The sequence below is a fragment of the Prevotella sp. MA2016 genome (assembly GCF_000619825.1).
Taxonomy (GTDB): domain Bacteria; phylum Bacteroidota; class Bacteroidia; order Bacteroidales; family Bacteroidaceae; genus Prevotella.
Genome location: NZ_JHUW01000012.1, coordinates 1 through 12,973, shown reverse-complemented (window position 1 = coordinate 12,973; position 12,973 = coordinate 1). Strand labels below are relative to the sequence as shown.

The 12,973-nt window shown below is 54.9% G+C and carries 7 protein-coding genes; 3 read left to right on the top strand and 4 right to left on the bottom strand.

The window, feature by feature from the left end:
• Positions 1-124 precede the first annotated feature (124 nt).
• A complete protein-coding gene (locus T360_RS16740) occupies positions 125-3,340 on the top strand; it encodes a glycoside hydrolase family 88 protein (protein WP_369793509.1) in 3,216 nt (1,071 codons plus the stop codon).
• On the opposite strand, the gene T360_RS0109660 is transcribed toward T360_RS16740, so the two are convergent.
• Positions 3,337-5,907: a sugar-binding domain-containing protein gene (locus tag T360_RS0109660; RefSeq protein ID WP_028912603.1), complete on the bottom strand. Its 2,571-nt coding sequence runs from the start codon at positions 5,905-5,907 to the stop codon at positions 3,337-3,339. The genes T360_RS16740 and T360_RS0109660 overlap by 4 nt on opposite strands.
• 155 nt (positions 5,908-6,062) lie before the next feature.
• On the opposite strand from T360_RS0109660, the gene T360_RS0109655 reads away from it, so the two are divergent.
• Positions 6,063-9,359 carry a TonB-dependent receptor gene (locus tag T360_RS0109655; protein WP_028912602.1) on the top strand — a complete coding sequence of 1,099 codons (3,297 nt, stop codon included), beginning with the start codon at positions 6,063-6,065 and terminating at the stop codon, positions 9,357-9,359.
• Between the two features lie 34 nt (positions 9,360-9,393).
• Positions 9,394-11,394 (top strand): RagB/SusD family nutrient uptake outer membrane protein, encoded by a 2,001-nt coding sequence (locus T360_RS0109650; protein WP_028912601.1) that lies wholly within the window; start codon positions 9,394-9,396, stop codon positions 11,392-11,394.
• 99 nt (positions 11,395-11,493) lie between these two features.
• Here T360_RS0109650 and T360_RS16220 read toward each other — a convergent pair whose 3' ends face one another.
• From T360_RS16220 to T360_RS0109640, 3 genes are all read right to left on the bottom strand, one after another.
• A complete protein-coding gene (locus T360_RS16220) occupies positions 11,494-11,595 on the bottom strand; it encodes a smalltalk protein (protein ID WP_155949475.1) in 102 nt (33 codons plus the stop codon).
• Positions 11,596-11,676: 81 nt separating this feature from the next.
• Complete coding sequence (locus tag T360_RS0109645; protein WP_028912600.1) at positions 11,677-12,228, bottom strand: DNA-binding protein; 552 nt, start codon at positions 12,226-12,228, stop codon at positions 11,677-11,679.
• Positions 12,229-12,671: 443 nt separating this feature from the next.
• Positions 12,672-12,973: IS3 family transposase (locus T360_RS0109640; protein WP_028910969.1), on the bottom strand; the 302-nt coding region annotated here is incomplete at its 5' end.

Below are 12,973 nucleotides of genomic sequence, written 5' to 3'. Positions count from 1 at the left end.
ATTGTACATTTTTGTTGCTTTTCGTATAAAAATAATGTATATACTTGCCGATTTCTTAGTATTTTTGCAGCAGAAAAGATAAAAAAAACAAGATATGAATAGGAAAACTATTATCTCGATTCTGATGGCGTCACATTTCGTTACCCCATCTTTTGTGCAGGCTCAGCCTCGCTATGATATGAGTAAGATGCACGTGGAGCAGCTGAACCGCGGCACCGTGGCGTTTCGCCATGGCGGTCATGTGGTGGTGAGCTGGCGCGTGCTGCCCAGCGATGCTGCCGACGAGGCCTTTGATGTGTATCGCAATGGCAAGAAACTCAATGCCCAGCCCCTGACCCGTGGCGGTTCGTTCTTTGTGGATGAGCACCCCCTGACCGGCAAAGCCACCTACGAGGTGCGCGGTGGCGGGCGCAACGGAAAATTTGTGGTGAAGGCCGATGCCCCCGACGGCTATCTGCCCATCAAACTGCAGCGCCCTGCCGGTGGCACCACCCCCGATGGCGAGGCCTACACCTATCATGCCAACGATGCCAGTGTGGCCGATGTGGATGGCGACGGACAGTATGAGATACTCCTGAAGTGGGACCCCTCAAATGCGCACGACAATGCCCACGACGGTTTTACCGGACCCACCATCTTCGACTGCTACCGCCTGGACGGCAAACGCCTGTGGCGCATTGATATGGGTATCAATATCCGCAGCGGTGCCCACTACGTGCCCTTCATCTTTTATGATCTGGATGGCGACGGGCGCGCTGAACTGATTGTGCGCACCAGCGACGGCACCCGCGATGGGGCAGGGCGCGTGATTGGCGATGCCCAGGCCGACTACCGCCACCGTGCGCCTGCCGATGCCCAGAACCCCAAGCCCGAACGCGAGTGGGGGAAATATAACAAGCGCTGGCGCCCCATGACAGGTCGCATCCTGACGGGCAATGAGTATATCACCGTGTTCAACGGACTGACCGGTCGCGCCATGGACACCAAACCCTACGTGCCCGAGCGTGGCAACCTGGCCGACTGGGGCGACAACTATGCCAACCGTTCCGACCGCATGCTGGCTGCAGTGGGCTATCTGGATGGTAGTAAGGCGTCGGCCATCTTCTGCCGTGGCTACTACACCCGCACCGTGCTGGCAGCCTGGGATTGGGACGGACGCGAACTGCGCCAGCGCTGGACCTTCGACACCAACCAGCCCCAATGGGCCAGCTATGCCGCACAGGGCAATCACAACCTGCGTGTGGCCGATGTGGATGGCGATGGCTGCGATGAGATAACCTACGGCTCGATGGCTGTGGATCACGACGGTCGCGGCCTCTACAACACCGGCATGGGCCATGGCGATGCCATCCATCTGATGTGCTTCGACCCTACGTCGCCCGAGCTGCAGGTGTGGGACTGCCATGAGAACCGCCGCGATGGTAGCGACTTCCGCAATGCCCGCACTGGCGAGGTGCTGTTTCAGGTGCCTTCGAAGAGTGACGTGGGCCGCTGCATGGCCGCTGATATCGACCCCACCAACCCCGGTGTGGAGATGTGGAGCACCGACAGTCATGGCATCCGTAATATCCACGGACAGGTGATCTATAGCGCACAAGACGCCGCCGACCCGCAGCATCAGCAGCACCTGAAGCTGGGGCAGCGCTATCTCTCCGTGAACTTCGGTATCTGGTGGGATGGCGACTTGCTGCGCGAACTGCTCGACCGCGAGACGGTGACCAAGTTCAACTGGCAGAACCATACCATCGACGAACTGATCAAATTCCCCGGTATCGTGTTCAACAACGGCACCAAGTCGAACCCCTGTCTGGCTGCCGATATCCTGGGCGACTGGCGCGAGGAGGTGATAGCACGCACCCCCGACGACACCGAGCTGCGCATCTTCATCTCACCCATAAAAACCGATTATCGCCTCACCACACTGATGGCCGACGTGCCTTACCGTCTGTCGGTAGCCACGCAGAATGTGGGCTACAATCAGCCTGCCGAGCCCGGTTTCTATCTGGGTGCCGAGATGTTTGACGCCAAGCCCGCTGCGCAGGATGGCGCCATCAACGACAGCAACACACCGCTGCACCTGATGAAACCCGCCTACCGTGTGGGCTATGGTGTGTCGAAGACCGAGGATGTGAAGCGCACCATCGACCGCGTGCTGCGCTATATCGACAAGGAGACGCCACTCGATCCCAAATTGGAGAAAGGCAGTTTCCGACTGACCAGTTATGAGTGGGGCGTTACCTATTCGGGTGTGCTGGCCGCCTACGAGGCCACTGGCGACGAGACCTATCGCCGCTATGTATATGACCGCCACAAGCTGCTGGCTGAGATGGCACCGCAATATACCACTGCCCTGAAACAGGGCACTGGTATCAGTGGCAATGCCCGTCGCATCGTTGACCCCCATGCGCTGGACGACTGTGGCGCCATCTGCTGCTCGATGATCAAGGCCATGACCACCATTTTCAAGGATGCCGACCCGAAGCTGCGCCAGTTGGTGGATGATCGCATCCGCCACTATAGCAACTATATTATAAATAAGGAATATAGACTGAGCGACGGCACCTTTGCCCGCATCCGTCCGCAGAAGAACACCGTCTGGCTCGATGATATGTTTATGGGCATCCCCAGTGTGGCCTATATGGGCCTCTATACCGGCGAAGCGAAGTATTACGACGAGGCAGCGCGCCAGGTGCTGCAGTTTGCCAGCAGGATGTGGGTGCCCGAGAAGCAGTTGTTCCGCCACGGATGGGTGGAGAGCATGGCGCAGCATCCCGCCTACCACTGGGGCCGTGCCAACGGCTGGGCCATCCTCACGCTGTGCGAGGTGCTCGATGTGCTGCCAGCCAGTCATCCCCAGCGCCCTGAGATTATGCGCCTGCTGCAGCAGCATCTGCAGGGCTTGGCCGCCTTGCAGCACCACGACGGCTTCTGGCATCAGCTGCTGGATCGTGCCGACACCTATCTCGAAACATCCGCCACAGCCATCTATGCCTACTGCTTTGCCCACGCCATCAATCAGGGTTGGGTAGATGCCAAGGTGTATGGCCCCGTGGCCCAGTTGGCCTGGCATGCCGTGGCTTCGGCTGTCAACGCGAAAGGTCAGGTAGAGGGTGTGTGCGTGGGCACGGGCATGGGCTTCGATCCCGCCTTCTATGCCTATCGCCCTGTGCATGTGATGGCTGCCCACGGCTATGGCCCCGTGCTCTGGGCCGGTGCCGAAATGATCAAGCTGCTGGGCCGCCAGCATCCCAAGATGAACGATTCGGCCGTGTGGTTCTACGATGAGGAGGTGCCCACCGATGCCCCCATCTTCAACTACGACGGCAGCACCCGATTCTAATAGGGTGAGATATTATTCAGCTCGCCTATCTTTCCTTCTGTTACAGGGGTGGTGATGAGCCGCCTGAAGTCATCGACCGATATTTGTGTGTTTGGCGCAAAGTCGGTCGATGTCATGTATTGCAGCATACTGCGATAGAAGGCGCGTCCCTCGGGGTAGGCGATGGCTTTCTCCATATCGGCCATGCACACCAGCAGTTTGCCTTTGCCTATGGCAAACTCGAAGATGAGACCCAGTTTGTGGTTGCGCTCAATATTGTCTATCACCTGCACGATGGGGCGGTAGTTCTGTCCGGTGTTGTCGAGCATCATGGGGTGACTGGCCTTGATGATGGGGAACCACTGCCAGTTGGTGTGCATTTGCGTGGGGAATCCGCGGAAGATGGGGTGGTCAGGGTTGGTCAGTATGCCCATGGTGCCGGGCGATACGGTCTTTTTATTGTTTTCAGAGATGGTCTTGAACATGCGGTAGTTCCAGTAGTCGGTCTGAAACAGCGGTCCTACGCACAGGCCCGTAGAGTCGGGCATCAGCAGCACGCTCTTGCCGCGCTCCAGCAGCTGTGCCACGTGGTCGGATAGTTCGTTGGTCACTATCACCTGCTGCTCCAGCTTGCTCAGGTCGGTCCAGGCAGGATAAGCCCAGAGCTGGTAGCTGTTGTGATAAGGCTCACCCTGATACAGCGTGCCATCGATGGTGAGCAGTAGTTGCAGTTGGGTGGGGGCCTTCAGCGTGCTCAGGTCGATATCCAAGCGGGCAGCGTTGTACAGTCCCTCTGCCGATGGAATCTTGCTTTGTCCTGCGGCCTCAAAGTCGCGCCCGGTCAGTTGCCAGCGCAGTGTCTTCCCCGCCAGCGACTCGCCGCTGTAGTTGGCTATCTGCACCAGGGCGTGGATGCCGTCTTCGATGGTGAAGCAGAAGCGGTCGGCTGCCAGCAGTGGCACTACCGGTGCGCACCACTGTCGCCACTCACTGGGCGTGCACAGCCCCTTGCTATCCATGAAGGCGTCGAGGATACCCACGTAGGCCGAGCCCTGACCGGGATAGTCCTGCAGGTCGAGCAGTTGGAATCCCGCCATGTTCTTGGTACGCAGGTCCATCTCGATGTCCTGTTTGTAGAGTTGCAGTGCCCATAGTCCGCTGGCTTTGTGGAAGTCTTTCGCCTGGTCGGCCATGCCAGCCTGCTGCAGTCGCTGTCGGAACACCTCCATATTATAAGGATATAGCGCGCCCGTGTACTTCTTTATCTCGTCGTAGTCGGGATAGGTCTGAAACTGCGCCGTCTCGTGCGATATGATGGGCACCTTGGCCAGTGCGCATCCCTCCTCGAAGTTCATCAGCGTGTTGGGGTAGTAGTGGTTGATCATGCCGCCGTCGGCAGCGTCGGCAAACGAGAACGAGCCGCGCGTGTGGGTGTTGTAGTTGCCCCATCCCTCGCCGCCTACACGGCAAGTAGTAAAATAGTCCATGCCCGGTTTCACCCCCTGATAGCCCAGATAATAGTTAGAGCTGAAGGTGTAGAGCTTGTCGGGTGCCGCCTTTCTGAAGTCGGCCACAAACTCGGCCATTTTCTCGATGCTGCCCCAGAGCTCGTTGCCCAGTGCAAACATGCGGAACGAGGGGTGATGGCCATACCAGCGCAGGATGTTGAGGCCCTCCTTGTGTAGGAAGGTCATGAGCAGTGAGTCCTTCTCGTCGAAGCTGCCCCAGAAAGGCAGTTCGGGCTGCAGGATGATGCCAGCCTCGTCGGCAGCCTGGAAAGCCGCTTCGGGCGGGCACCAGGAGTGGAAGCGCACGTGGTTCAGTCCGTAGGCCGTGCATGTGGCGAAATACGCTCTCCAGGCATCGGTGTCCATCGCCACATGACCTGTCAGTGGCCATACACAGGCGTCGTGCCTGCCGCGCAGAAACAGCTTATGCCCGTTGGCATAGAAGTGCTGCTTCTCTATGTGGAAGTTTCTGAAGTTTGGGTGCACCTCCTTCTGTGGCTCGGCGCTGGGCTGCGGTTGCTGCAGCAGCATGATTTGTCCGATGATGCCGTTCCAGTTGGTCTGCGTGTCCTCGGTGTAGGCATGACTGCTGGCATAGAGCTGCTGTGGCACCCCGCTACTGTTGTCAATCATGATGGTGAGCTGGTGTCGGCCCGGCGTGAGCAGTTTCCGCAGGTCGAACACCTGTGGGGTAGAAATATCGTTCGACGCGCCAGCCAAGTGCCCATCCACATACACCTGCGATGGTTTGGTGCGCTCCAGCATCAGAAAGACCGGTCGCCCACGCCAGCTGGCCGGTATCTCTACCGTGCGACTATACCACGCCTTGCCCTTGTAGGCGAAGAGGCGCGAGAGATGGGTGGTCTCGTCCCGCTTCTGGATGGCGAAGCCCTTCCGGTTGGTGTCGGTGGTTCCTGGCAGACAGATAGTGTCTGTCAACAGCTGATTAGGATTCACGGTGCCCTCGGGGTCGAGAGCGAATTGCCATGTGCCGCTAAGATCTATGTGCACGCGGTTGATAGTAGCAGCAAAAATGGAGCTGCAGGCCACTAGGAGTAGCAGAATGGTTAGTTTTCTCATCGTTTTTTAATTATTTGGTGCAAATTTAAATAAAATAATTGTGATTTTTTCAATTATCCTGCATTAAATCCAAAAAAATGTTTAATTTTGCGCCATGTTTCAGGAATTTTAAAATACTTGTTACTAACAATTATAATTAACTAACTAATTAAAAAATGTACAAAAAGAGTGTTTTGTCATCAAGGCATGTGTTTGTTACCTCTGCCTTGGCAGCGTTACTCTGTTCTACAGCACCAGTCACTCAGGCTTATGCTTACGGAGGAGTAACAGGAGTTCAACAGTCATCTAAGGTGAATGGTTTAGTAGTCGATCAGTCGGGTGAGGCCGTCATTGGTGCTACCATCAAGGTTGTAGGCACACAGAAGGGTGCTATCAGCGACTTTGAGGGTAACTTTGCCATCGACGCTCAGCGTGGCGACCAGCTCGAAGTGAGCTACATCGGCTATAAGACTCAGGTTATCAAGGTTACCGGTCCTAACGTAAAGGTAACCCTGCTTGAGGATTCAAAAGCCCTTCAGGAGGTTGTAGTAGTAGGTTTCGGTACCCAGAAGAAGGTAAACCTTACTGGTGCCGTGTCAGTAGTAGATGGCGACGAGCTGGCTCAGCGCCCCGTGGCTAATGCCGCTCAGGCATTGCAGGGTGTAGTGCCCGGACTGCAGATTGCCGCTACCAGCGGTCAGCTGGATGCTACTCCCAGCATCAACGTGCGTGGTACTGCCACCATCGGTGAGGGTTCAAGCGGTTCGCCTCTGATCCTGATCGACGGTATGGAGGGCGACCTCAACACCATCAACCCACAGGATATCCAGAGCATCTCAGTGCTGAAGGATGCCGCTGCATCATCTATCTACGGTAGCCGTGCACCTTTCGGTGTGATCCTGATCACCACCAAGAGCGGTAGCAAGGACAGCAAGGTGAAGGTGAACTATAACAACAGCTTCCGTTTCAGCAATCTGATTCGCGGTAAGCACATGATGAACTCTGTGGACTATGCTTCATGGCTCAACGATGCCAAGACCAATCAGGGTCAGTCGGTATTCTTTGATGCCGAGCGCATGGCAGCCATCAAGGAGTATCACGATGCCACACCCGTAGGTCCTGGCACACGCCGCACTGCCGATGGCAAACTGGTTTACGCCATCGGTTCGCAGAACGGCACCACATGGGACGACGGTTACGGCTACGGTATTGACGATATCGACTGGTACGACGTGGTTTACCGCAACTCAGCCTTCTCGCAGGAGCACAACGCCAGCGTGAACGGCGGTTCTGACAAGCTGAACTTCTATGCATCAATCGGCTATCTGGATCAGGGCGGATTCATGAACATGGGTAGCGATGGTTACAAGCGCTACAATGGTACCGCTAAGCTGAACGTTGAGCTGGCCAAGTGGATTCGCATGAACTACAACATGCGCTTTGCCCGCACCAACTATCATCGTCCTGCTGCTCTCACTGGCAGCCTCTATAACGATATGGCCCGTCAGGGATGGCCTATGCTGCCCCTGTATGATCGCAACGGCTATCTCTACTCTTCACCATCACCAGCACTGGCACTGGCTACTGGTGGTACCGACCGCTTGGAGCGCGACGTGCTGAACCATCAGCTGGGCTTCGTACTGGAGCCAGTGAAGAACTGGATCACACATATCGACTTCAACTACAAAATAGATAATGCCATCCGCCACTGGGATAGTCAGCGCACTTACAACCACAACGTGGCTGGCGAGGCTATCATCTACAACCAGAACTCAAATGTGCACGAGGACGAGTCGAAGGATAACTACCTGAACTTCCAGGCCTACAGCGAATATACATGGACCATGGCCGAGAAGCACAACTTCCACGTGATGGGCGGTTTCCAGACTGAGCAGCTGAAGCGCACCCAGTTCGGACTGCAGCGCAACGGTATCCTGGATCCTTCGAAGCCTGAGGTTGACCTGACCAACGGTCTGAGCTACTCTGGCGAGGCTATCGTTCCCGATGTGAACGGTTCGCGCAACCAGTGGCAGACAGCCGGTTTCTTCGGTCGTGTGAACTATAACTACGATGAGAAGTATCTGTTTGAGGCCAACCTGCGTTACGACGGAACCTCACGCTTCCGTAGCGACAAGATGTGGAAGCTGTTCCCATCAGTATCACTGGGTTGGAACATCGCCCGCGAGAAGTTCTGGGAGAATCTGGCCGGCACAGTGAACACCCTGAAGCTGCGCGCTTCTTACGGTTCGCTGGGTAACCAGAATATCAACAACTGGTATCAGACCTACCAGACCATCGCCTACAACTCTGTAGCCGGAACTTGGTTGCAGAATGGCGCTAAGCCTAACACCACCAGCGCTCCTGGACTCGTTTCAGCCCTGCTGACATGGGAGAAGGTGGAGAGCTACGACCTGGGTCTCGACTTCGGTGCTTTCAACAACCGACTCACTGGTACATTCGATTACTATATCCGTAACACCAAGAACATGGTGGGTAATGCACCTGAGCTGCCTGCTATCCTGGGTACCGGCGTGCCCGTGACCAACAATACCGACCTGCGCACCTCTGGATGGGAGTTGCAGATCAGCTGGCGCGACGTGCTGCAGAACGGTCTGTCATACGGCGTCACCTTCAACATCTCTGATGCCCGCACCAAGATCACTCGTTATCCTAACAACCCCACAAACTCTATCAACAACTACATCAAGGGTCGTTATATGAACGAGATCTGGGGCTTTGAGACCATCGGTATCGCTAAGAGCGACGAGGAGATGAACGCCCACCTGGCTACAGCCGATCAGAGCTCACTGGGCAGCAACTGGGCTGCTGGTGATATCATGTATCGCGACCTGAATGGCGACAACAAGATTTCGCGTGGCGCACAGACACTGGACGACCACGGCGACCTGAAGGTGATTGGTAACTCTACACCTCGCTACCTGGTAGGTTTGAACCTGAATGCAGCTTGGAAGGGCTTCGACCTGAGCGCCTTCTTCCAGGGCGTGATGAAGCGCGACTGGTGGATCGGTGGCTCATGGGGCGGCGGTCTGGAGTACCTGTTTGGTACCACCAACTCATGGGAGTGGTGGAGCGTAGGTATCACCGACGTTCAGGACTACTACCGCGATGCCAACACATGGTCGGTTCAGAACGGTTATCAGAAGGCCAATCAGGACGGTTGGTTGCCACGCGTACAGTTCAGCGACAAGAACGAGCAGGCTCAGACCCGCTATCTGATGAATGGTGCCTATGTTCGCCTGAAGAATCTGCAGCTGGGTTACACCCTGCCACGCCAGATCACTCAGCCTTGGGGCATCACCAACCTGCGTGTGTTTGTTTCGGCCGAGAACCTCTTCACTATCACAAAGATGCCTCACCAGTTCGATCCTGAGCTGATGTCAAACTCTGTAGATCAGAACAACGGCTATCCTTTGCAGAAGACATTCGCCTTCGGTCTTAACGTATCGTTCTAATGGTATTTTTCACATATTATAATTATAGGAAATCATGAAACTATATAAATCTTCATTCATAGCATTGGCTCTCGCAGCTGGCGTTACTGCATGTACCGACTATCTGGAGCAGGAGCCACCATCATCGCTCACACCTGAGAACTTCTACACCAGCGAGGACCAGGTGCAGGCTGTAGCTAACCGTTTCTATCAGGACATCATGCCTGGTCATGGCGGTTGGGACTACGGTACATATACAAACGATAACAACACCGACGTTCAGGCTGCGCGCACACCAAGCGCTAAGTTCTCGGCCAATCTGTGGCACACTGCCCAGAGCGAGGGCGACTGGTCGTGGGGTAATATCCGCAACGTCAACTATCAGTTGGCTGAGCTCAAGGATAAGTTGGCCAAGAATGCCATCAGCGGCAACGAGACCAACATCCGCCAGTATATCGGCGAGGTTTACTTCTTCCGTGCCTACGCTTACTTCGACATGCTGAAGAAGTATGGCGACCTGCCCATCCTGACCGAGGCTCTGCCCGATGATGAGGCCGTGCTCGTGGCTGCCAGTCATCGTCAGCCTTGCAACGAGGTGGCTCGTTTCATCGTGAACAACCTGGATACAGCACTCACCTATATGAAGCCCGACTTCGAGAAGCGCCACACACGCATCTCGGCCGACGCTGCCAAGCTGTTCAAGAGCCGCGTGGCCCTCTACATGGGCTCATGGCTCACCAACTTTGCCGGCACTCCATTCGTGCCCAACGGCACAGGCTGGCCAGGTGCTGCCAAGAATCCTAACTACCAGTTCCCCACTGGTTCGCTGGAGAACGAGGCTAAGTACTTCTTCGAGACTGCTGCTGCAGCTGCCGAGGAGGTGGCCGAGAAGTATAAGAACACGCTGACCATCAACAACGGCGTGGTTCCTCAGGCCGAGGGCGAGAGCAATCCTTACCTGGAGCTGTGGGGCACCACCAACTGCGCTGGCAAGAGCGAGATTCTGTTGTGGCGCGAGTACAGCAAGTCGCTCGGTCTGAACAACGACGTTGAGGTGGCTGTAGAGAAGGGTAACATCGGCACTGGCGTAACCCGCTCGCTGGTAGAGCGCTACGTGATGGCCGACGGTAAGCCTATCTACGCTTCAAAGTACACCTACGACGACTCTGAGATAGCCAAGGTGGTAGAGAACCGCGACCCACGCCTGCAGGTGATGCTGAAGGTGCCCGGACAGGTGAACTGCTTCCTGAACGTGACCGACGATGCCGGTACACACTGGACTGAGAAGGAGCCTACACCAAACATCACCAACGCTAACGCCGAGGATGGATATATCACTGGTTACGCTATCCGCAAGGGTATGACCTTCGACCGTGCGCTCACAGCCAATGGCGGTAGCTACAACGCTTGCGTTATCTTCCGTGCCACTGAGGCTCTGCTCAACTATATCGAGGCCGAGTATATGCTCACCAAGAACATCAACGCGGGCAAGATTCTGGAGTACTGGAAGAAGGTGCGCGAGGCTGCCGGCTTCACCGGTGCTGCCATCGATCCTCAGGTGACCATCGCTGCCACCGACATGAGCAAGGAGACACTCGACTGGGGTGCTTACACCGCTGGCGAGCTGCTCACCGACGCTACACTCTACAACATCCGTCGTGAGCGCAGCTGCGAGTTCCTGGCCGAGGGTCTGCGCGATATGGACCTGAAGCGCTGGCGCTCATACGAGCAGCTCATCAAGAAGCCTGTTTATGCCGAGGGTATCCACCTGTGGAACACACCTATGGAGAAGTGGTATAACGACCTCGTGGCTGACGGCTCTAGCAGCTCAAACGTATCGCAGAAGAGCATCAGCGAGTATCACTGCCCACACGTGGTTAACATGACTAACAATAGCTATGCCAACGGTCTTACCTGGCGCATGGCCTACTATCTGCAGCCACTGCCTCTGCGCCAGTTCCTGCTGACAGCAGCCGACCACGCCAGCATCGACCAGAGTCCGATGTACCAGAACCCATACTGGCCCACCGAGACCGACGCTCCTGCTATGCAGTAATACATCTTGTATATAAAAAGCAATCCCTCGCAGATTCGTCTGCGGGGGATTTTTGTGTTTCTGCCGGGCTATTCATGCGCCCGTGAGGCTGGGCAGCGCCTACGCGCCGATGCACGATGTGGCGCCCAGTGCTGTGAGTATCGCCGATGCGATAGATGCAATCAATTGCACAATAAACTTTGCTGTTTCCTTCTTTGTCATAATGGTTAAGGTTTAATTGGTCAATTTTTACATTCTTACATTTTTTAATTTTGGAATAGGGCGGGGCTTTCGCCCCAACCCTTAGTCGCCGTTGGGCTCGTCGATCGGATCATTGTCTCCGCCGCCGCTAGGCTGTCCGCCACCTTGGGAGGGGCTAGGGGAGGTGCCTGGATTGGTATTCTCGTTGTCCTCCACCACACCAGCGTCGGTACTGGTGACGCGCTTCACCTCCTTGCCGTCGCGGTCGTAGCAGGTGATCTGGATGGCGGTGCTGGCCAGCTCGTCCTTCAGATCTACTGCCGGGGTGAAGATGATGCGGCGACTGGTTACGAGGCCCGCCTTCACCTCATCTACCTTGGCCACGCTCTTGGCGCGCAGTCCGAATCGCATGGTGCCCAGACCAGGCAGTGCTACCGAGTGGCCTTCAGTGGCCCACGCCTTGATCACCTCGCCAGCTGCATCCCAGCAGGCCTGCATGATGCCCTTACTTACGCCGCTGCGAAGGGCAGCCTCCTTGATCACCTTGTCCTGCGAGAGCGAGGTGTACAACTCGGGCATCATGATGTAGCGATAAGTGCCCTCATACTTGCCAATCTTCTGCAACTTTTCCTGTGCTTTAACTTTCAGTGCCATAATCTTATTTTTTTAGTTTGTAAATAAAATTTATTAGCTGTCAATTTTTCATTGTCGATTGCCAATTAAGAACGAAATTCTTCTCACGTGTGGGAGATTTTCTTAGTGCACGTGGAAAATAATTCTGCCTCGCGCGGGAGCGTCGTATCATTCTCATTTTGACGATGCAAAGGTACGATATTTTGATTGCGGTTCACGAATGTTTGCACAAAAAATACAGTGTGACAGTTCGATTTTTCCTCTTCCACCCTCGAAATTATCTCTATATATTTATATATATAAATATATATAAATATATAGATACTTTTTTGGTTGGGTGAAGGCTTGTTTTTCTAACTGTCACACTGTGCAACTGTGTAACCGATTGACTTCAAATACGTCGGCAAAAAAGTGCCCCGCGCCGCGATGATGTGACCCCGAAAAGTTGGACATTAAATTAAACGTTAATTATTTATCTCTCTATAGTAGTGAGCTCGGTATATAGCCGGGCTCATTCCTTTTAATCTCAGTTTTATTCTTTTATTGTTATACCACCAGATATATTTCTTCAGTTCTCGTTCAAACTCTTCGACAGATTCAAAATGATTCACGTATAGTAATTCGTTCTTCATAAGTCCGAAGAAGTTTTCCATCATGGCATTGTCCAGACAGTTGCCTTTCCTTGACATGCTTTGTACGATTCCATGGTCTTTGAGTATCTTCTGATACATCATATGCTGATAATGCCAACCCTGATCAGAGTGTA